The 19,550-nt window shown below is 70.4% G+C and carries 16 protein-coding genes and 1 tRNA gene; 12 read left to right on the top strand and 5 right to left on the bottom strand.

What is annotated here, in order from left to right:
• Positions 1–11 precede the first annotated feature (11 nt).
• On the bottom strand, positions 12–1,211 hold the full coding sequence (locus ACFVR6_RS08415; protein ID WP_386961203.1) for a pyridoxal phosphate-dependent aminotransferase: 1,200 nt from the start codon (positions 1,209–1,211) through the stop codon (positions 12–14).
• 98 nt (positions 1,212–1,309) lie between these two features.
• Between ACFVR6_RS08415 and ACFVR6_RS08410 the strand changes: the two genes are divergently transcribed.
• Entirely contained in the window at positions 1,310–2,224 is a 915-nt protein-coding gene (locus tag ACFVR6_RS08410) for an ABC transporter ATP-binding protein (RefSeq protein WP_386961200.1), read from the top strand.
• Positions 2,221–3,030, top strand: a complete 810-nt coding sequence (locus ACFVR6_RS08405) for an ABC transporter permease (RefSeq protein ID WP_386961197.1) — start codon at positions 2,221–2,223, stop codon at positions 3,028–3,030. The genes ACFVR6_RS08410 and ACFVR6_RS08405 overlap by 4 nt, the downstream gene beginning before the upstream one ends.
• 51 nt (positions 3,031–3,081) lie before the next feature.
• Here ACFVR6_RS08405 and ACFVR6_RS08400 read toward each other — a convergent pair whose 3' ends face one another.
• The 3 genes from ACFVR6_RS08400 to aceB all read right to left on the bottom strand — a co-directional run bounded on the left by ACFVR6_RS08400 (position 3,082) and on the right by aceB (position 6,862).
• A complete protein-coding gene (locus ACFVR6_RS08400; RefSeq protein ID WP_386961194.1) occupies positions 3,082–3,417 on the bottom strand; it encodes a YciI family protein in 336 nt (111 codons plus the stop codon).
• Positions 3,418–3,569: 152 nt separating this feature from the next.
• Positions 3,570–5,165 carry an isocitrate lyase gene (locus ACFVR6_RS08395; RefSeq protein WP_386961191.1) on the bottom strand — a complete coding sequence of 532 codons (1,596 nt, stop codon included), beginning with the start codon at positions 5,163–5,165 and terminating at the stop codon, positions 3,570–3,572.
• 32 nt (positions 5,166–5,197) lie between these two features.
• Positions 5,198–6,862, bottom strand: a complete 1,665-nt coding sequence (gene aceB / locus ACFVR6_RS08390; protein ID WP_386961188.1) for a malate synthase A — start codon at positions 6,860–6,862, stop codon at positions 5,198–5,200.
• A 208-nt stretch (positions 6,863–7,070) separates the two neighbouring features.
• Here aceB and ACFVR6_RS08385 point away from each other — a divergent pair, with 208 nt between their 5' ends.
• On the top strand, positions 7,071–8,549 hold the full coding sequence (locus tag ACFVR6_RS08385) for a helix-turn-helix domain-containing protein (RefSeq protein ID WP_386961185.1): 1,479 nt from the start codon (positions 7,071–7,073) through the stop codon (positions 8,547–8,549).
• A gap of 210 nt (positions 8,550–8,759) precedes the next feature.
• On the opposite strand, the gene ACFVR6_RS08380 is transcribed toward ACFVR6_RS08385, so the two are convergent.
• Complete coding sequence (locus ACFVR6_RS08380) at positions 8,760–10,301, bottom strand: PucR family transcriptional regulator (protein ID WP_386961182.1); 1,542 nt, start codon at positions 10,299–10,301, stop codon at positions 8,760–8,762.
• A gap of 100 nt (positions 10,302–10,401) precedes the next feature.
• On the opposite strand from ACFVR6_RS08380, the gene gabT reads away from it, so the two are divergent.
• The 9 genes from gabT (at position 10,402) to secE (ending at position 19,524) form a co-directional block, all read left to right on the top strand.
• Positions 10,402–11,757, top strand: coding sequence for a 4-aminobutyrate--2-oxoglutarate transaminase (gene gabT, locus ACFVR6_RS08375; protein ID WP_386961179.1), 1,356 nt, complete (start codon positions 10,402–10,404; stop codon positions 11,755–11,757).
• Positions 11,758–11,813: 56 nt separating this feature from the next.
• The gene (locus ACFVR6_RS08370) at positions 11,814–13,172 is read left to right on the top strand and encodes a flavin monoamine oxidase family protein (protein WP_386961176.1); all 1,359 of its coding nucleotides are present in this window, start codon (positions 11,814–11,816) and stop codon (positions 13,170–13,172) included.
• Positions 13,169–14,056 (top strand): universal stress protein, encoded by an 888-nt coding sequence (locus ACFVR6_RS08365; RefSeq protein ID WP_386961173.1) that lies wholly within the window; start codon positions 13,169–13,171, stop codon positions 14,054–14,056. Before ACFVR6_RS08370 ends, ACFVR6_RS08365 begins: the two co-directional genes overlap by 4 nt.
• Positions 14,053–15,630 carry an APC family permease gene (locus ACFVR6_RS08360; protein ID WP_386961170.1) on the top strand — a complete coding sequence of 526 codons (1,578 nt, stop codon included), beginning with the start codon at positions 14,053–14,055 and terminating at the stop codon, positions 15,628–15,630. The genes ACFVR6_RS08365 and ACFVR6_RS08360 overlap by 4 nt, the downstream gene beginning before the upstream one ends.
• A complete protein-coding gene (locus ACFVR6_RS08355; protein WP_386961167.1) occupies positions 15,627–17,093 on the top strand; it encodes an NAD-dependent succinate-semialdehyde dehydrogenase in 1,467 nt (488 codons plus the stop codon). Before ACFVR6_RS08360 ends, ACFVR6_RS08355 begins: the two co-directional genes overlap by 4 nt.
• Positions 17,094–17,110: 17 nt before the next feature.
• Positions 17,111–18,496, top strand: a complete 1,386-nt coding sequence (locus ACFVR6_RS08350) for an NAD-dependent succinate-semialdehyde dehydrogenase (RefSeq protein ID WP_386961164.1) — start codon at positions 17,111–17,113, stop codon at positions 18,494–18,496.
• A gap of 39 nt (positions 18,497–18,535) precedes the next feature.
• Positions 18,536–18,973: a pyridoxamine 5'-phosphate oxidase family protein gene (locus ACFVR6_RS08345; RefSeq protein WP_386961162.1), complete on the top strand. Its 438-nt coding sequence runs from the start codon at positions 18,536–18,538 to the stop codon at positions 18,971–18,973.
• Positions 18,974–19,141: 168 nt separating this feature from the next.
• A tRNA-Trp gene (locus tag ACFVR6_RS08340) sits at positions 19,142–19,214 on the top strand.
• A 46-nt stretch (positions 19,215–19,260) separates the two neighbouring features.
• A complete protein-coding gene (secE, locus tag ACFVR6_RS08335; protein WP_386961159.1) occupies positions 19,261–19,524 on the top strand; it encodes a preprotein translocase subunit SecE in 264 nt (87 codons plus the stop codon).
• Positions 19,525–19,550 lie beyond the last annotated feature (26 nt).

Genomic DNA, 19,550 nt, shown 5'->3' with positions numbered 1-19,550 from the left:
GTGGGCGCGGGTCAGGCGAACAGCGACTGCAGGCGCTGGATGCCTTCGAGCAGCTGCTCGTCGCCGAGCGCGTACGACAGGCGCAGGTATCCGGACGGCCCGAACGCCTCGCCGGGGACGACGGCCACCTCGGCGCGCTCGAGGATGAAGTCGGCCAGCTCCAGCGACGTCGTCGGGGTCACGCCCGCCCAGGTGCGGCCCAGCAGGCCCGTGACGTCGGGGTAGACGTAGAACGCACCGAGCGGGTTGGGAACCGTGACGCCGTCGATCTTCGACAGCTCTTCGACGATGAGGCGCCGGCGACGGTCGAATGCCTGTCGCATCTGCTCGACCTCGTCCTGCGGCCCGGTCAGCGCGGCCAGCGCTGCGCGCTGCGCGATGTTGTTGACGTTCGAGCTCAGGTGGGACTGCAGGTTGCCGGCGAGCTTGATGGCGTCGGCGGGGCCGACCATCCAGCCCACGCGCCAGCCGGTCATGGCGTAGGTCTTCGCGACGCCGTTGACCAGCAGCGTCTGGCCGGCCAGTTCCGGCACGGCCTCGACGATCGAGACGGCGCGGACACCCTCGTAGACGAGGTTCTGGTAGATCTCGTCGGTGATCACCCAGATGCCGTGCTCGAGGGCCCACTCGCCGATCGCCGCGGTCTCCTCGGGCGTGTAGACGGCACCGGTCGGGTTCGAGGGCGAGACGAACACGAGCACCGTCGTCTTGTCGGTGCGGGCGGCCTCGAGCTGCTCGACGGTCACCTTGTACCCCTGGTCGGCGCCGGCGAACACCTCGACGGGGACGCCGTCTGCCAGCGCGATCGCCTCGGGGTACGTCGTCCAGTACGGCGCCGGGAGCAGCACCTCGTCGCCGGGGTTCACCACGGTCTGGAACGCCTGGTACACCGCCTGCTTGCCGCCGTTGGTGACGATGACCTGGGCGGGAGAGATCTCCAGCCCGGAGTCGCGCAGCGTCTTCGCCACGATCGCCTCGCGCAGCACGGGCAGCCCCGCCGCGGGGGTGTAGCGGAAGTTCGCGGGGTCGTGCAGTGCCTCGGCGGCGGCATCCACGATGAACTGCGGCGTCGCGAAATCGGGCTCGCCGGCGGCGTAGGAGATGACGGGGCGGCCGGCAGCCTGCAGCGACTTCGCCTTGGCATCCACCTTCAGCGTCGCGGATTCGGCGATGGCGGACAGCTTGCGGGACAGGGGAGCGCGTTCGGTCACGAGAGAAATCGTAGCCCGCGCCGCCGCCTCGCGCGGCTCGGGGCCGGCCCCGGCGAAAAGGCTTAGGGAAAGGCGCGCCGAACGCGCATGCTGTATCAATGGACACCGATGCCGTGCGCGTGGCGAACCTGCGCAAGACCTACGGCGACACCCCCGTGGTCGACGACGTGAGCTTCACCATCGCGCGCGGCGAGACCTTCGCTCTCCTCGGCCCCAATGGGGCCGGAAAGTCCACGACGGTGGAGATCCTCGAGGGCTACCGGCGCCGCAGCGGCGGGTCGGTGAGCGTGCTCGGTGCCGACCCCGGCACGGCGGGGCTCGCCTGGAAGGCACGCATCGGCATCGTGCTGCAGTCCGCCGGCCAAGGCGGCCTCTACACGGTGCGCGAGCAGCTGCGGCAGTTCGCGGCGTACTACCCGCGGCCCCGCGACGTCGAAGAGGTCATCGCCGCGGTGGGCCTTCAGGCTCAGGCGAACACCCGCATCGCCAAGCTCTCCGGCGGTCAGCAGCGGCGCGTCGACGTGGCCCTCGGCATCATCGGCCGACCCGAGCTGCTGTTCCTCGACGAGCCCACCACCGGGTTCGACCCGCAGGCGCGTCGCGAGTTCTGGCAGTTGATCCGCGGATTGCAGGAGGAGGGCACGACGATCCTGCTGACCACCCACTACCTCGACGAGGCTGCTCAGCTGGCCGACCGCGTGGCCGTCATCACCCGAGGCAGGCTGCGCGCGATCGGGCCCGTCGCCGGCTTCGGCGGCGAGCAGGCCCGCACGCCGCGGGTCACCTGGCGCGAGGGCGGGGTGCTGCGCGAGGCGCGCACCGCCCGGCCGTGGGAGTTCACCGCGGCCCTGGCCGAACGACTCGGCGGGGAGCCGGAGGCGCTGGAGATCCGCCGCCCGGCACTGGAGGAGATCTACCTCGAGATGGTCGATGAGCACGATGGGGCTGCCGCGCAGGATGCCGCGGACGACGATGCCCCGCAGGCGCCCGCGACCGAGGGGGCCGGCCGATGAGCGTGCTCGCCCTCGGCGCGCACCGCGCCGCCTACGAAGTGCGCGGCTACTTCCGCGCCGGGGACACCCTCTTCTTCACGTTCCTGTTCCCGGTGTTCATGCTCGCGCTGTTCAGCACGATCTTCCAGGAGGAAGGCGGTATCGCCGGCGGCCCCGGCGTGCCCGAGCTCTCGGCGGCCGAGCTGTACCTGCCGGCCATGCTCGCCGCCGGGTTGCTGCTGTCGGGGTTCCAGAACCTCGCCGTCGACATCGCGATGGAACGCTCCGACGGCACCCTCAAGCGCCTCGGCGGTACCCCGCTGTCTCCGGTGAGCTACTTCGCCGGCAAGATCGCGCAGGTGCTCACGACCGGCATCCTGCAGGCGTTCATCCTCATCGTCGTGGCCGCCCTGGTGTTCGATGTGGCCCTGCCGTCGGATGCCGACTCGTGGATCACCTTCACATGGGTGTTCTTCCTGGGGATCATCGCGTCGGCGCTCATGGGCATCGCGGTGTCGGCGCTGCCCCGCTCGGGGCGCAGCGCCACGGCGGTGGTCGTGCCCATCGCGCTCGTGCTGCAGTTCGTCTCGGGTGTCTACATCTTCTTCTGGCAGCTGCCCGACTGGCTGCAGTACGTCGCCAGCGCGTTCCCGCTCGTGTGGATGGCGCGCGGGATGCGCGCGGCGTTCCTCCCCGCCGAATACGCCACCCTCGAACCCGGGGACGGCTGGGAGCTCGGCTGGGTGGCGATGGCCCTCGGCATCTGGCTGCTCGTGGGGCTCATCCTCAGCCGTGCCACGTTCCGCTGGATCCGCCGCGACGCCTGAGCGCAGGCGCGGACGGGCGGGGCCGGGTGTCGGCCCCGCCCGTCCGGCTGCCTACAGGTCCAGCGGCCAGGCCGGATGCAGCTGGATGACCCCGGCGGTGGCCATCGGATGCCGCGAGGCGAGCTCGACGGCCTCCTCGAGGGTGTCGCACTCGAGCACGTCGAACCCGCCGATCAGTTCGTACGCCTCGGCGAAGGGACCGTCGCTGACGATCACCTCGCGCCGCCGCCGCCGCACCGTGGTCGCCTCCGACGCCGGCCGCAGCCGGTCACCGGTCACCGCCCGCCCGGTGTCGTAGGCCTCCTGCACCCATTGCTCGATCGGGACCGGCACCTCCTCGGGTGTGTCCAAGTCGGGATCCGTGAGCACCAGCATGAGATATCGCATCGCACTGCCTTTCGTCTGTGAGTGACGCTACGACAGGGCGTCGTACCGGCGGCAGTGCCGATCGACATTCCGATCGGGATTCGGCGCATGACACGGCGGATGCCCCGAACCGGGTGGTCCGAGGCATCCGCCGTGCAGGTCGAGCCGAGCGCTCAGCCGAACTGGTTCATCGTGTTGTGCTGGCCGCCGGCTTTGAGGGCTGCGGCGCCGGCGAAGTACTCCTTGTGGTTGTCGCCGATGTCACTTCCCGCCATGTTCTGGTGCTTGACCGTCGCGATGCCCTCGCGGATCTCGCGGCGCTGCACGCCCCGGACGTAGGCGAGCATGCCTTCGTCGCCGAAGTACCCCTTGGCGAGGTCATCGGTCGAAAGTGCCGCCGTGTGGTAGGTCGGCAGCGTGATGAGGTGGTGGAAGATGCCGGCCCGGGCGGACCCGTCGCGCTGGAAGGTGCGGATCTTCTCGTCGGCCAGCCGGCCGAGGTCGGTGTCGTCGTAGACGACGTTCATGAGGTCGCCGCGGTCGTAGGCCGAGACGTCCTGGCCTTCCTCGGCCAGCTGGTCGTAGGCCTGCTGGCGGAAGTTGAGCGTCCAGTTGAACGACGGGCTGTTGTTGTAGACGAGCTTGGCGTCCGGGATCTCCTCGCGGATCGCGTCGACCATGCCGGCGATCTGCTCCACGTGCGGCTTCTCGGTCTCGATCCACAGCAGGTCCGCGCCGTTGCGCAGCGACGTGATGCAGTCGAGCACGACGCGCTCCTCACCCGTGCCGGCGCGGAACTGGTAGAGGTTGCTCGGCAGGCGCTTGGGGCGCAGCAGCGCGCCGTCGCGCTTGATGACGACATCGCCGTTACCGAGGTCGGCTTCGGAGATCTCCTCCGCATCGAGGAACGCGTTGTAGCGGTCCCCGAGATCGCCCGGCTCCTGCGTGACGGCGAGCTTCTGCGTGAGGCCGGCTCCCAGCGAGTCGGTGCGGGCGACGATGATGCCGTTGTCGATGCCGAGCTCCAGGAACGCGTAGCGCACGGCGTTGAGTTTGGCGATGAAGTCCTCGTGGGGGACGGTGACCTTGCCGTCCTGATGACCGCACTGCTTCTCGTCCGACACCTGGTTCTCGATCTGGATGGCGCACGCGCCCGCCTCGATCATCTTCTTGGCGAGCAGATACGTGGCCTCGGGGTTGCCGAAGCCGGCATCGATGTCGGCGATGATCGGCACGATGTGGGTCTCGTAGGAGTCGATCTGCGCCTGGATGAACTCGGCGGCCGTCTCATCGCCGGCGCTGCGTGCGCGGTCGAGCTGCGTGAAGAGCAGGTCGAGTTCGCGGGCGTCGGCCTGGCGGAGGAACGTGTACAGCTCCTCGATGAGGGCGGGGACCGAGGTCTTCTCGTGCATGGATTGGTCAGGCAGCGGCCCGAACTCCGAGCGGAGCGCGGCGACCATCCACCCCGAGAGGTAGAGGTAGCGCTTGTTCGTCGTCTTCAGGTGCTTCTTGATCGAGATGAGCTTCTGCTGGCCGATGAACCCGTGCCAGACGCCGAGCGACTGGGTGTAGACCGACGAGTCCTGGTCGTACTCGGCCATGTCGCGGCGCATGATGTCGGCGGTGTACTGGGCGATCTCGAGTCCGGTCTTGAAGCGGTTCTGCGCCCGCATGCGGGCGACGGACTCGGGGTCGATGGCATCCCAGGCAGAGCCGTGCTGCGCCTTGAGAGCCCGGATGGCGTCGATGTCGTCCTGGTAGGTGGTCATTTCTCTTCCCTTCGTGGGGCTGACGGTGGGGGCTACTCGGCTTCGACGAGGAAGCGCGTGTAGGCCGGGAGGGTGAGGAAGGCCGGGAAGTCCTGACCCAGGGCGACGTCGCGGAAGACCTCCGCGGCGTCGTCGAACCGATCACCCTCGCGGCGTTCGGCCTCGCCCAGCACCTCGGCGATGAGCCCCTCGATGTACTCGCGGGTGATGCGGTCGCCTTCGGCGGTGGACAGGTCCTGGTGGATCCACTGCCACACCTGCGAGCGGGAGATCTCCGCCGTTGCGGCATCCTCCATCAGGTTGTCGATCGCGACCGCGCCGAGGCCCCGCAGCCACGCCTCGATGTAGCGGATCGCCACCGAGACGTTGCCGCGCACACCCTGGGCGGTGATGGGGCGCCCGATGTGCACGTCGATCAGATCCGCCGCCGAGACCTCCACCTCGGGCCGCTGGCGATCGAGCTGGTTGGGTCGGTCGCCCAGCACGGCGTCGAACTCGGCCCTCGCGGTGGGGATGAGGTCGGGGTGGGCGACCCAGGTGCCGTCGAAGCCGTCGCCGGCCTCGCGCTTCTTGTCAGCGGCCACCTTCTCGAAGGCGAGCCGGGTCACCTCGGGGTCGCGGCGGTTCGGGATGAACGCGCTCATGCCGCCGATCGCGAAGGCGCCGCGCCGGTGGCAGGTCTTCACCAGCAGCTCGGTGTAGGCCCTCATGAACGGCACCGTCATCGTCACCTCGCTGCGGTCGGGCAGCACGAACCGGGCGCCGCGGCCGCGGTAGTTCTTGATGATCGAGAAGATGTAGTCCCAGCGCCCGGCGTTCAACCCCGCGCAGTGGTCGCGCAGTTCGAACAGGATCTCCTCCATCTCGAACGCCGCCGGCAGGGTCTCGATCAGCACGGTCGCGCGGATCGTGCCGTGCGGGATGCCGATGTACTCCTCGCTGAAGCTGAAGACGTCGTCCCACAGCTTCGCCTCTTCGCTCGATTCGAGCTTGGCGATGTAGAAGTACGGTCCCCGGCCGTTCGCGATCAGCTGCGCGGCGTTGTGGAAGAAGTACAGGCCGAAGTCCACGAGTGAGCCGGATGCCGCCATCTCGCGGCCGAACCGGTCGGTGAAACGCAGGTGGTGCTCGGTGAGGTGCCAGCCGCGCGGGCGCATCACGATCGTCGGGGTCTCTACGGCGGTGACCTCGTAGCGCTTGCCCTCGGGACTCGTGAACGACAGCTCGCCGCGGATGGCGTCGCGCAGGCTCAGCTGGCCCTCGATGACGTTCTTCCAGGTGGGGCTCGTGGCGTCCTCCTGGTCGGCGAGCCAGACCTTGGCGCCGGAGTTGAGCGCGTTGATCGTCATCTTCGGGTCGGTGGGGCCGGTGATCTCCACACGGCGGTCCTCCAGGCCCGGACCCGCGCCGGCGACCCGCCACGACTCGTCCTCGCGGATGTGGCGGGTGTCGTGGCGGAAGTTCGGGTCGTGGCCGTTGCCGATCTCGAAGCGACGGCGCATGCGGTCGGCGAGCCGGTCGTGGCGACGGGCGCCGAAACGGTGGTGCAGTTCGACGAGGAAGGCGAGGGCGTCGGGGGTGAGGATCTCGTCGTAACGGCGACCCAGGGGGGCGGCGATCTCGATCGACGGCTCGGAGGTCGGGGTGGCGATGGCCCCGGTACGGGTGCGCATCGGGGTGGCGGTTGCAGGTGTCATGAGCCTGATCTCCTGTGGGCGAGTGCGGGCGGGTGGTTCCGGGACCGCGTCCCCCGACGAGTGGGTCGGGTGCGGCAGTCCGTGATCCGCGGTCCGGATCCCTGGGTGGTGCGTCGTGTGTCCACTATCCGGTGAACTTCCCGGCCCTTGACGACCGAATCCGGTGTGAACTTTCTGGATAGTTCTGCTTTCGTGACAGAATCGCGGCATGACCACGCACCTCCAGGGCGCAATGACGAGCCTCACGACCGACGATCATGAGGTGGACTCACTCACGATGGGCCGGCGGATCCGGCAGCTGCGCACCGCACGGGGGATGACGCTCGACGAGTTGGCGACCGCCGTGGAACGGGCCCCCAGTCAGCTGTCGATGATCGAGAACGGCCGGCGCGAGCCGAAGCTCACGCTGCTGCGCGCGATCGCCCGGGCGTTGGGGACGACGTTGGATGCGCTCCTGGAGTCCGAGCCGCTGGACGAGCGGTCGACGCTGGAGATCCAGCTCGAGCGTGCCATGCAGGGGCAGACGTTCCAGGCCCTCGGCATCGCGCCGTTCCGCGTGGGCAAGACGGTGCCCACCGAAGCACTCCGGGCCCTGATGGCGCTGCAGGGCGAGATCGAGCGGCTGCGCGACGAGCGGTCGGCGACCCCCGAGGAGGCGCGTCGGGCGAACGTGGAGCTGCGGCGCCTCATGCGCACCCAGAACAACTACTTCCCCGACCTCGAGCAGCACGCCCGCGGCATCCTGGACGCCGTCGGCCACCCCGGCGGGCCGCTCACGCAGCGCACGGCATCCGACATCGCCGCGCACCTCGGGTTCACGCTGCACTATGTGTCCGACCTGCCGCAGACGACCCGCAGCGTCGCGGACATCAAGAACGGGCGGCTGTACCTGTCGAGCCGCGTGACGGCCAAGGCCGACCCCCGCACCGCCGTGCTGCAGGCGCTGTCCAGCCGCATCCTCGGGCACTCCGAGCCGCACAGCTACGCGGAGTTCCTGCGCCAGCGGGTGGAGACCAACTACCTCACCGGGGCGCTGCTCATCCCCGAGGCGCACGTCGCGCCGGCGCTGCAGGATGCCAAGGCTCGCCGTGCGCTGTCGATCGAGGACCTGCGTGACACCTACTCGGTGTCGTACGAGACGGCCGCGCACCGCTTCACCAACCTCGCCACGATGCACCTGGACATCCCGGTGCACTTCCTCAAGGTGCACGAGTCGGGCACGATCACGAAGGCGTACGAGAACGACGACGTGAACTTCCCGACCGACGGGCTGGGTTCCATCGAGGGGCAGCTGTGCTGCCGCAAATGGACGAGCCGGGTCGTCTTCGACGTCGACGACCACTTCAACCCGTACTACCAGTACACCGACACCGGCAACGGGACCTACTGGTGCACGGCGCGGGTCGAGGCATCCAGCGAAGGCGCGCACTCGGTGAGCGTGGGCGTGCGCTTCGACGACACCAAGTGGTTCCTCGGGCGCGACACCCCCAACCGCGGGGTGTCGAAGCACTCCGTCGAGGTGTGCTGCCGCCGGGCGCCCGCCGATCTGGAATCGGCCTGGCGCGAGCATTCGTGGCCGAACGTGCGCACACCCCGGACGCTTCTGGCGACCCTGCCGACGGGCGCCTTCCCCGGCGTGGACACGACCGAGGTGTACGAGTTCCTCGAGGCGCACGCGCCGCGCTGACCGCCCCCTCTCGAGCTGCTCCGGTGTCACTCGCGCACAGTCGCGAGCTGTGGCATCCGCCATTCGTGACACTCGAGCCGCCCTCGGTCGCGGGGCGACCGAAACGAGCCCGGCGCGCGCGGCGCGCGGGTTCGGTCGTCGCGAACGACCCCGAGCGCGCCCGGAAAGGGGCGGATGCGACGACCGAACGGGGCGGCGCGGGCGGGCGGGTCAGTCGAGGGCGGCGAACGCGGCCCAGAGCTCTGCCCGGGCGGCGAACGACGACAGGTCGATGCCGAGCAGCGTCTGCGCGGCGCCGAGGCGGGTGCGCACCGTGTGCCGATGCACGCCGAGGGCGCGGGCGGCGGATTCGTGGGAGCAGTCGGCGGCGAGCCACGCGCGCAGCGTGGCGACGAGCGCGGTCGCGTGCGCGGCATCGTGCGCGGCGAGCGGGTGCAGCGCCGCCGCCGCCAGCGATCGCGCCTCGGGGGTGGTCAGCGCCGAGCGGATGCCGCCGCGCGCCGTGTCGGCGAAGTGCGTCACCCCGGGCCCGCCGCGATCGCGCGCGACGCGCGCCTGGTCGAGCGCGGCGGCGAACCCGTCGTACCCCGTCGGTGCCGACACCCCGATCGACAGCGCGAACCGGCCGGCGAACTCGTCGAGGCTGCCGACATCGGTCGCCGACACCGCGATCACCATGCCGTCCTCGCCTCTGCCGTAGAACAGTGCTCCCCGCCGCTCGTCGGCGCGCAGCTCCAGCAGTTCGCCGAGCGCGTCGGAGTCGGCGGCGGTGGCGTCGGTCACCGCCACCACGACGGGGGCTGCCGGCAAGGGTCCCCACACATCCCGGGAGATGCGGCGGGCGAGGGTGGGATCCCCGGTGCGCAGCGACTGCAGCATGCCCGTGCGCAGCACGGTGCGCGCCCGCCCCAGGCGCTGGTGCTGCTCGAGGGCGAGGCTGGCCATCGAGATCACCGACGTCACGACGTCACGGCCCTCGCGGTCCAGCCCGCCCGCCGCGATCGCCACGACGCCGCGCAGGCGGCCACCCCGGCCGAGGGTCTGCAGCGTGAACGCCGTGCCCTCTCGTCGCACCGACGATCCCGCGCGGGCGCCGCGGCGCAGCACCGCGCCGACCTCGTCGTGGACGCTCCGGGCGATGGCGGCATCGAGCGCGCCTGCGGGGTGCTCGCGCACGAGCTCGCCGGCGGCGTCGTACATGCCCACCCACGTGTCCAGCTGCCGGGCGAGCTCGCCGATCGTGGCATCCAGCCCGTCGGGACGGAGGGCAGCGAGCGAGATGGCGCGCTGCGCCGCGAGCGCCCAGCTGCGCCTCGCGTAGGCCTGCGCGGCGATCGTCTCGGCGTTGGCGCGGGCGACGGCGATGAACGGCGTGTCGTAGGGCACCTCGAACAGCGGCATCCCCGCTTCGCTGCAGGCGCGGGCGAGGGCGGGCGGGATGCCGGCGCGCGCGACCTCGGTGCCGAACCCGAGCCCGGCGACACCGCGCTCGGACAGGCGTGCGACGTAGTCGTCGTAGGGCTCGGAGGCGGCATCGCCGGTGTCGGCGAACTGCGTGCCGGTCGTCAGCAGCACCAGGTCGTCGGCGAGGAACGGCGTGGGATCGGCGAGATCCGAGCTGTGCACCCAGCGGATGGCACGGTCGAGGGCCTCGGCCGGGAGATGCTGCGGATCGGAGGCCAGCCGCAGGCGCAGCTCGCCACGGCGCAGCAGGGCGCGCAGCGTCGGTTCGAGGTCCGTCGTCGTCGCCACCACCGGCATCTCCGCTCTTGTACAGGCTGTACATCAGCCGCCTCGAAATATACAGCGGGGCGAGTGCTCTGCGGGGCTCGAGGCTCCTACGCTCGCCGACATGACCCTCATCGACGCCTCCCCGACGCCGCACGGCGGACCCGGCCTGCCACAAGTGCGCCGCCTCGCCACCACCATCCCCGGACCCCGCTCCACCGCGATCCTTCAGCGCAAGGCGGCCGCCGTGCCGGCCGGGGTGGGTCACACGGTGCCGATCGCGGCGGTCGCCGCCGGCGGCGGGGTGGTCGTCGACGCCGACGGCAACTCGCTCATCGACCTGGGTTCGGGCATCGCGGTGACCACCGTCGGGTCCGCTCACCCCAAGGTCGTCGAGGCCATCGCCGCGCAGGCGGCCCAGTTCACCCACACCTGCTTCATGATCTCGCCCTACGAGTCCTACATCGCCGTGGCCGAGGCGCTCAACCGGCTCACCCCCGGTGACCACGAGAAGAAGAGCGCGCTGTTCAACTCCGGTGCCGAAGCCGTCGAGAACGCCGTGAAGATCGCCCGCAAGCACACCGGCCGTCAGGCCGTCGTCGCGTTCGACCACGGCTACCACGGCCGCACGAACCTCACGATGGCGCTCACGGCGAAGTCGATGCCCTACAAGAGCGGGTTCGGGCCGTTCGCGCCCGAGGTCTACCGCGCCCCGGCGTCGTACCCGCTGCGCGACGGGCTCACCGGGCCCGAGGCCGCCGCCCGTGCCCTCTCGCTCATCGAGAAGCAGATCGGCGCCGACAACCTCGCCGCCGTCATCATCGAGCCCATCCAGGGCGAGGGCGGCTTCATCGTGCCGGCCGACGGGTTCCTGCCGGCCGTTGCCGACTGGTGCCGCGACAACGGCGTGGTGTTCATCGCCGACGAGGTGCAGTCGGGCTTCGCCCGCACCGGCGCGATGTTCGCCAGCGAGCTGTTCGGCATCGTCCCCGACCTCATCACGACGGCGAAGGGGATTGCGGGGGGCATGCCCCTGGCCGCCGTGACCGGCCGGGCCGAGATCATGGATGCCGCCCACGCCGGCGGCCTCGGCGGCACGTACGGCGGCAACCCCGTCGCGTGTGCCGCGGCGCTCGCCGCGATCGACGCGTTCGAGAACGACGGGCTCATCGAGCGGGCGCAGCAGATCGAGCAGATCCTCGGCGATCGCCTCGGCGCGCTCGCCGCCGCCGACCCGCGCATCGGCGAGGTGCGCGGGCGCGGTGCCATGATCGCCGTCGAGTTCGTCGACCCGGCAACCGGCGCACCCGACGCGGCCCTCACCGGCGCGATCGCGAAGGCCTGCCTCGCCGACGGGGTCATCGTGCTCACCTGCGGCACGTACGGCAACGTCATCCGCTTCCTCCCGCCGCTGTCGATCCCCGACGCCCTGCTCCACGAGGGCGTCGACGTCGTGGCATCCGCCCTCGCCGCACGCTGACCCGGCCGCCGCGCTCGCCCCGACCCCACCCGAACCGCCTCGACCAAGGAGTGCACATGAGTGAGATCACGAGAGACGTCGTGATCGTGGGGGCCGGCGCCGCCGGCCTCACCGCCGCCCACGAACTGCAGAAGGCCGGCCTCTCGGTCGCCGTGCTGGAGGCGCGTGACCGCGTCGGCGGGCGGCTGTGGACCGACACGATCGACGGCGCGATGCTCGAGATCGGCGGGCAGTGGGTCTCGCCCGACCAGGATGCCCTCATCGACACCCTCGCTGAGCTGGGGCTGGAGACCTACAGCCGCTACCGCGACGGGGACAGCGTCTACGTCGGGCCCGACGGCACCGTCTCGCGGTTCACCGGCGACATGTTCCCCGTCAGCCCCGAGACCGAGCGCACGATCGCCGAGATCACCGAGCGGCTCGACGCGATGGTCGCCGAGATCGACCCCGACCGCCCGCACGCCCACCCGCGGGCCGAGGAGTGGGACACGATCTCGTGGGACGCGTGGCTGCGCGCCCAGACCGACGACGACGAGGCGGTGCGCAACCTCGCCTTCGCCACGGGGTCGGCGATGCTCACCAAGCCGACCCACGCGTTCTCGTTGCTGCAGTCGCTGCTCATGGCCGCCAGCGCCGGAAGCTACTCGAACCTCGTCGACGCCGACTTCATCCTCGACAAGCGGGTCGTGGGCGGGTTGCAGCAGGTGCCGCTGCTGCTGGCGGAGCGCCTCGGTGACGATGTGTTCCTGAACCAGCCGGTGCGCACGCTCGAGTGGTCCGATGCCGGGGTGACCGCCGTCGCCCACGGCATGACGGTGCGCGCGCGCTCGGCGATCCTCGCGCTGGCTCCTGTGCTGTACAACCGCATTTCGTTCGTCCCCGCGCTGCCGCGCCTGCAGCACCAGATGCACCAGCACCTGTCGATGGGCTTCGTCATCAAGGTGCACGCCGTCTACGACCGGCCGTTCTGGCGCGAACAGGGCCTGTCGGGCACGGCGTTCAGCCCGTACGAGCTCTCGCACGAGGCGTACGACAACACCAACCACGGCGACGAGCGGGGGACGCTCGTGGGCTTCGTCTCCGACCGCCACGCCGACGATGTCTTCCGGCTGAGTGCCGAGGAGCGCAAAGAGCGCATCCTCGAGTCGCTGTCGCACTACTACGGTCCCGAGGCGAAGAACCCGGTCGTGTACTACGAGAGCGACTGGGGGAGCGAGGAATGGACCCGCGGTGCGTATGCCGCGAGCTTCGACCTCGGCGGGCTGCACCGCTACGGCGGCGACCTGCGCACGCCCGTAGGACCCATCCGCTTCGCGTGCAGCGACCTGGCCGGCGCCGGGTACCAGCATGTGGACGGCGCGATCCGCATGGGGCGGCTCGTCGCGCACGACATCATCGAGGGGAATCGCACATGACCGTACGCATCGTCGTCGGCTACACCGCCACGAAAGCCGGCCGCGACGCGGTGGCGTTCGCGTCGCGGCTGGCCGCGGCATCCGCCGCCGAGCTCGACATCGTGCTCGTGCTGCCCGCCGAAGGGCGCAGTGTCATCACGCCGCCGGATGCCGGCTACGACCGGTACCTGCGCGATCAAGCCGACGCGTGGCTCGCGGAGGCGGCGGCGCGCGTGCCGGAGGGGATCGCGCACCGCGAGCACGCCCGCTACGCCGATTCGTTCGCCGAAGGTCTCATCGACATCGCGGGCGAACTGGGCGCGGGGCTCATCGTCGTCGGGGCCGCCGACGGCAGCTCGCGCGGCCGCCACCGGCTGGGGTCCACGACCACCGAGCTGCTGCACTCCTCGGACGTGCCGGTCGTGCTCGTGCCGCGCGGTGCCCGCAAGGTGGCGCCGGAGGCGGGCATCAGTCGCCTGACCGTGGCCGTCGGGCTGCGCCCCGGCGCCGAGGCGCTGCTGGACGAGGCGGTCGCCCTGTCCACCGCCACCGGCGCCCCGCTGCGGCTGCTGTCGTTGGTGACGGTCGACCTGCCGGCATCCGTCGATACCGGCGTGATCCGCATCGCCGGAGCCGCCCACGCCGAAGACGTGCTCGCCGAGACCCGGCGGGCGCTGCCGGCCGGCGTGGCGGCCGAAGCCGTCACGGCGCGCGGCGCATCGATCGAGGAGGCGGTGACCCACCTCGACTGGCAGCCCGGTGAAGTGATCCTCGTCGGCTCCAGCCGCCTGGCCCAGCCGCGACGGCTGTTCCTCGGCTCCACGGCAGCGAAGATGCTGCACGAAATCCCGGTGCCGATGGTCGTCGTGCCCCGTACCCGCACCCGAGAAGAGGCAGGCCGATGAGCCAGCAGACGAGCGCGGTGAGCGGCGAAGACGCCGCCACCGGCGGAATCACCAAGAAGGGGTTGAGCGCCGGCACCGTCGGCCTCATCGGAGCCGTCGTCATCGGCATCTCCTGCATCGCCCCGGCCTACACCCTGACGGCCGCCCTCGGCCCGACGGTCTCCGAAGTCGGCTTCCAGGTGCCGGCGATCATCCTCGTCGGGTTCATCCCGATGCTGCTGGTCGCCTTCGGCTACCGCGAGCTCAACAAGGCGATGCCCGACTCGGGCACGTCGTTCACCTGGGCCGCGCGTGCCTTCGGCCCGTGGGTGGGCTGGATGGCCGGCTGGGGCCTGATCGCCGCGACCATCCTGGTGCTGTCGAACCTCGCCGGCATCGCGGTGGACTTCCTGTTCCTGCTCATCGACCAGATCGCCGGCAGCCCCGGCACGATCGCCGCGCTCGCCGCCGAACCCGGCATCAACGTCGCGGTGTGCCTGCTGTTCATGCTGGGGGCGACGTTCGTCTCCTACCGCGACATGCAGACGACGCAGAAGCTGCAGTACGTGCTGGTGACCTTCCAAGTGCTCGTGCTGCTGGTGTTCTCGATCGCCGCCTTCGTGCACGTGGCCGGCGGCACCGCCTTCGACGCCAGCCCCATCGAGCTGTCGTGGTTCAACCCGTTCGCCGTCGGTTCGGTCGCCGCGGTCGTGGCGGGTCTGTCGCTGTCGATCTTCATCTTCTGGGGATGGGACGTCACCCTCACGATGAACGAGGAGACGAAGGACCCCGAGCGCACCCCGGGCCGCGCGGCGACGCTGACGGTCGTCACGATCGTCGTGCTCTACCTGCTCATCGCCCTCGCGCTGCTGTCGTTCGCCGGCACCGGCGACGGCGAGCTGGGACTCGGCAACCCCGACATCCAGGACAACGTCTTCTTCTTCCTCTCCGGCCCGATCCTGGGCCCGCTGGCATTCCTCGTCTCTCTCGCGGTGCTCACCAGTTCCGCGTCGTCGCTGCAGTCGACGTTCGTCGGGCCGGCGCGCACGCTCCTGGCGATGGGCCACTACGGGGCGCTGCCGAAGCAGTTCGCCGCTGTCAGCCCGCGGTTCTTCACGCCGGGGTTCGCCACCGTGGTCGCCGCGGTCGTGGCATCCGGTTTCTACGCGGTCATGCGCTTCGTCAGCGAGAACGTGCTGTGGGACACGATCACCGCGCTCGGCATGATGATCTGCTTCTACTACGGCATCACGGCGTTCGCGTGTGTCTGGTACTTCCGCAAGCAGTGGTTCGACTCGGTGCGCTCGTTCCTGTTCACGATGCTGTTCCCGCTCGTGGGTGGTGTGATCCTCGCCGTGCTGTTCGTCATCACGCTGCGCGACAGCATGGCTCCCGACTACGGCAGCGGATCGAACATCGCCGGTGTCGGACTCGTGTTCATCCTCGGGGTCACCGTCATCCTCCTCGGCGTCGCGGTCATGATCTGGCAGGCCGTCAAGCGACCCGCCTTCTTCCGCGGGGAGACCCTTTCGATGGATGCACCGGCGAGCCTGCGCCGCCGGCCGAAGAACACGACGACAGGAGGCGGCCGATGACCGCGGCTCGCGAAGCGGATCTGCTCGGACGGGTGCCGACCGGGCTGTACATCGATGGAGCGTGGACGGATGCCACGGGCGGCCGCACGTTCGCCGTCTACGACCCTGCGACCGGGGACGTCCTCCGCGAGATCGCGGACGCGTCGCCCGAGGACGGCATCCGGGCGCTCGACGCGGCCGTGGCCGCGCAGGAAGGCTGGGCGGCCACCGCGCCGCGGGCGCGCGCCGAGGTCCTGCGGCGGGCATTCGACCTCGTGCAGGAGCGACGCGAGGACCTCGCGCTGCTCATGACGATGGAGATGGGAAAGCCCCTCGCCGAGGCGCGAGGCGAGGTGGGCTACGGCGGGGAGTTCCTGCGGTGGTTCAGCGAAGAGGCGGTGCGCATCGCCGGCCGGTACGGCCTGAACCCCGAGGGCACCGGGCGCATGGTCGTCTCGCAGCGCCCCGTCGGGCCGTGCTTGTTCATCACGCCGTGGAACTTCCCCTTCGCCATGGCCACCCGCAAGATCGCGCCCGCCCTCGCGGCCGGCTGCACCGTGGTGATCAAGCCGCCGGAGCTCACGCCCCTGACGACGCTGTTCTTCACGCAGCTGCTCGCCGACGCCGGAGTGCCGGCCGGGGTCGTCAACGTCGTCACGACGACGACCTCCGGGGAGGTGTCGGCCCCGATCATCGCCGACCCACGCCTGCGCAAACTGTCGTTCACGGGGTCGACGCCGGTGGGCCGCAAGCTCATCGCGCAGGCCGCCGAGGGCGTGCTGCGGGTGTCGATGGAACTCGGCGGCAACGCGCCGTTCGTGGTGTTCGACGACGCCGACCTGGACAAGGCGGTCGACGGGGCGATGCTGGCGAAGTTCCGCAACGTCGGACAGGCCTGCACAGCGGCGAACCGCTTCATCGTGCACGCCGCGGTCGCCGACGAGTTCACCCGGCGCATCACCGAGCGGGTGCAGGCGATGCCCGTCGGCCGTGGCACCGAGGACGGCGTGCAGATCGGCCCCCTCATCGACGAGAAGGCGGTCGCGAAGGCCGCGGAGCTCGTCGAGGATGCCGTGGCGCGCGGCGCCCGCGTGCTCACGGGCGGCACGGCGCTGGAAGGCCCCGGCACGTTCTACGAGCCGACGGTGGTGGCCGGTGTCACGGCCGGCAGCGCGATCCTGCGCGAGGAGATCTTCGGTCCGGTGCTCGCCATCGCGACCTTCACCGACGAGGATGAGGCCGTGCGCCTGGCCAACGACACCGAATACGGGCTCGTGTCGTACGTCTTCACCCAGGATCTGGCCCGCGGCCACCGGATGATCGATCGCCTCGAGACGGGCATGATGGGGCTGAACGTCGGGGTCGTGTCCAACGCCGCCGCACCGTTCGGCGGCGTCAAGCAGTCGGGCATCGGCCGCGAAGGCGGTGCCGAAGGCATCCACGAATTCCTGTCCACCAAGTACACGCTGATCCCCGTCGACTGACGGGGGAACGGAGCACCATGAGCACGTATGCGGTCGTCAACCCCGCCACCGGCGAGACCCTCGCCACCTACCCCACCGCCACCGCCGACGAGGTGGAGGCGGCCCTGGCCGCCGCGGATGCCGCCGCCCGCGGGTGGCTGCGGGAGTCGTCGACCGACGAGCGGGCGCGGCTGCTGCGCCGCGTCGCCGAGCTCCACCGCGAACGCCGCGACGACCTCGCCGCGATCATCGTGCGGGAGATGGGCAAGCCCCTGGCCGCCGCCGAGGGTGAGGTGGACTTCGCCGCCGACATCACCGAGTACTACGCCGACCACATCGGCGAGATCACCGGGGACACCCCCGTGGACATCCTGGGGGAGGGCACCGCGGTCATCCGCCGGGCGCCGCTCGGGGTGCTGCTGGGGATCATGCCGTGGAACTTCCCCTACTACCAGGTGGCGCGGTTCGCGGCGCCGAACATCGCGATCGGCAACGCCATCCTGCTCAAGCACGCCTCGCAGTGCCCGCAGTCGGCCGAGGCGATCGAGAAGATCTACGCCGACGCCGGATTCCCGGCGGGGGTGTACACCGACCTGCGCCTGACCAACGAGCAGGCGGCGGAGGTCATCGCCGACCGCCGCGTGCAGGGCGTGTCGGTGACCGGTTCCGAGCGCGCGGGCGCGGCCGTGGCCGAGGTGGCCGGACGCAACCTGAAGAAGGCCGTGCTGGAGCTCGGCGGGTCCGACCCGTTCCTGCTGCTGTCCACCGACGACCTCGACCAGGCCGTGCAGGCCGCCGTCGACGCGCGGCTGGACAACGTCGGGCAGTCCTGCAACGGCGCCAAGCGCTTCCTCGTGGTGGACGACCTGTACGACGCGTTCCTCGAGAAGTTCACCGCAGCGATGGCCGCCGCCACCGTGGGCGACCCGTTCGCCGAGGACACCGTGCTCGGGCCGCTGTCGTCGCTGACCGCGGCCGAACGCCTCGCCGAGCAGGTCGACCGTGCGGTGGCGCAGGGGGCGACCCTCGTCACCGGCGGCGTCCGTGACGGGGCCTTCTACCCCGGGACGGTGCTCACCGACGTCACGCCCGAGATGGACGCGTACCAGGAGGAGTTCTTCGGCCCGGTGGGCGTGGTCTACCGGGTGGCCGATGAGGACGAGGCGGTGCAGATCGCCAACGACACCGGCTTCGGGCTCGGGTCCTACGTCTTCACGACCGACCCGGAGCAGGCGGCGCGCGTGGCCGACCGCATCGAAGCCGGCATGGTCTACGTCAACCTCGTGCTCGCCGATTCGCCGGAGCTCCCCTTCGGTGGCGTCAAGCGCAGCGGGACCGGGCGGGAGATGGGTCTGCTGGCGGCGGACGAGTTCGTCAACAAGAAGCTGATCCGCGTCGCGGCAGCCCCGGCCGAGGGCGCATAGCCTCTGGCATCCTCGCCCTTCGCGGGCTTTGATGGAGGTATGGACCAGACGCAGGATCCCGTCGCCGCGCTGTCGGACGAGGAATGCTGGGAGAGGCTGACCCGGCAGGAGCTCGGCCGCATCGTCACACGCGTCGATGCGGTGATGGACATCTTCCCCGTCAACTTCGTCGTCGACGGCCACGCCATCCTGTTCCGCACGGCACCGGGCAGCAAGCTGTTCGAGCTTACGGTGAACGACGAGGTGCTGTTCCAGGTCGACGACCACACCGACACCGACGCCTGGAGCGTCGTGGTGCGCGGGCGGGCGCACGTGCTCGACACGAGCGACGAGGTGCGCGCCGCCGACGCGCTGCCGCTGCGACCGTGGGTGCCGACCTTGAAGTACCACTACGTGCGCATCGAGCCCACGGTGCTGTCGGGGCGTGCGTTCGCGCGCCTGCCCGAACCCGACCGCTACGGCATCGCGGACTACTGAGACCGCGTGGTGCGCGCCGCGCCGGGGTCGCCTGATTCGCGGCGGCCTCCGGCCATGCCGTACACTGGAGAGTGCAGTCGAAATCTGCATTCTTTCGCCATGCCCGCGTACCGAAGATCGGGACGTGTCATGTCGGGAATCGGATTTCACCCAGGGCCCCCGGGCCTTAGGGCGGTAGCTCAATTGGCAGAGCAGCGGTCTCCAAAACCGCAGGTTGCAGGTTCGATTCCTGTCCGCCCTGCGCGTCAGCACTCGCTGGCACACCAGGTCACTAACAGGTGGGGTTGATGGTCCAGGACGAGCCGAAGGGCGAAGTCGTCGCCTCGAGCGACGCATCGCGCGAGAAGAAGCCCAACTTCTTCCAGCGCATCGCTATCTTCATCCGTCAGGTCTTCGCGGAACTCCGCAAGGTCGTGACCCCGACCCGCCAGGAGCTGCTGAAGTTCACGGGCGTCGTACTCGGATTCGTCGTCGTGATGATGGCGATCGTCTACGGCCTCGACTGGGTGTTCACCTGGGTCGTGCAGGTCGTCTTCGGCGTACCGAGCTGAGCCGCTCCCGCTGACGCAATCCGGTG

It is taken from the genome of Microbacterium sp. NPDC058021, assembly GCF_042885955.1.
Taxonomy (GTDB): Bacteria; Actinomycetota; Actinomycetes; order Actinomycetales; family Microbacteriaceae; genus Microbacterium.
This window is presented reverse-complemented; position numbering and strand designations above follow the sequence as displayed.

What these genes read in the sequence shown, in the direction of transcription:
- ACFVR6_RS08350 (WP_386961164.1), top strand. Translation starts at nt 17,111, where the DNA reads ATGAGCACGTATGCGGTCGTCAACCCCGCCACCGGCGAGACCCTCGCC.
- ACFVR6_RS08400 (WP_386961194.1), bottom strand. Translation starts at nt 3,417, where the DNA reads ATGCGATATCTCATGCTGGTGCTCACGGATCCCGACTTGGACACACCC.
- secE (WP_386961159.1), top strand. Translation starts at nt 19,261, where the DNA reads ATGGTCCAGGACGAGCCGAAGGGCGAAGTCGTCGCCTCGAGCGACGCA.
- ACFVR6_RS08365 (WP_386961173.1), top strand. Translation starts at nt 13,169, where the DNA reads ATGACCGTACGCATCGTCGTCGGCTACACCGCCACGAAAGCCGGCCGC.
- gabT (WP_386961179.1), top strand. Translation starts at nt 10,402, where the DNA reads ATGACCCTCATCGACGCCTCCCCGACGCCGCACGGCGGACCCGGCCTG.
- ACFVR6_RS08370 (WP_386961176.1), top strand. Translation starts at nt 11,814, where the DNA reads ATGAGTGAGATCACGAGAGACGTCGTGATCGTGGGGGCCGGCGCCGCC.
- ACFVR6_RS08405 (WP_386961197.1), top strand. Translation starts at nt 2,221, where the DNA reads ATGAGCGTGCTCGCCCTCGGCGCGCACCGCGCCGCCTACGAAGTGCGC.
- ACFVR6_RS08355 (WP_386961167.1), top strand. Translation starts at nt 15,627, where the DNA reads ATGACCGCGGCTCGCGAAGCGGATCTGCTCGGACGGGTGCCGACCGGG.
- ACFVR6_RS08345 (WP_386961162.1), top strand. Translation starts at nt 18,536, where the DNA reads ATGGACCAGACGCAGGATCCCGTCGCCGCGCTGTCGGACGAGGAATGC.
- ACFVR6_RS08410 (WP_386961200.1), top strand. Translation starts at nt 1,310, where the DNA reads ATGGACACCGATGCCGTGCGCGTGGCGAACCTGCGCAAGACCTACGGC.
- aceB (WP_386961188.1), bottom strand. Translation starts at nt 6,862, where the DNA reads ATGACACCTGCAACCGCCACCCCGATGCGCACCCGTACCGGGGCCATC.
- ACFVR6_RS08360 (WP_386961170.1), top strand. Translation starts at nt 14,053, where the DNA reads ATGAGCCAGCAGACGAGCGCGGTGAGCGGCGAAGACGCCGCCACCGGC.
- ACFVR6_RS08395 (WP_386961191.1), bottom strand. Translation starts at nt 5,165, where the DNA reads ATGACCACCTACCAGGACGACATCGACGCCATCCGGGCTCTCAAGGCG.
- ACFVR6_RS08385 (WP_386961185.1), top strand. Translation starts at nt 7,071, where the DNA reads ATGACCACGCACCTCCAGGGCGCAATGACGAGCCTCACGACCGACGAT.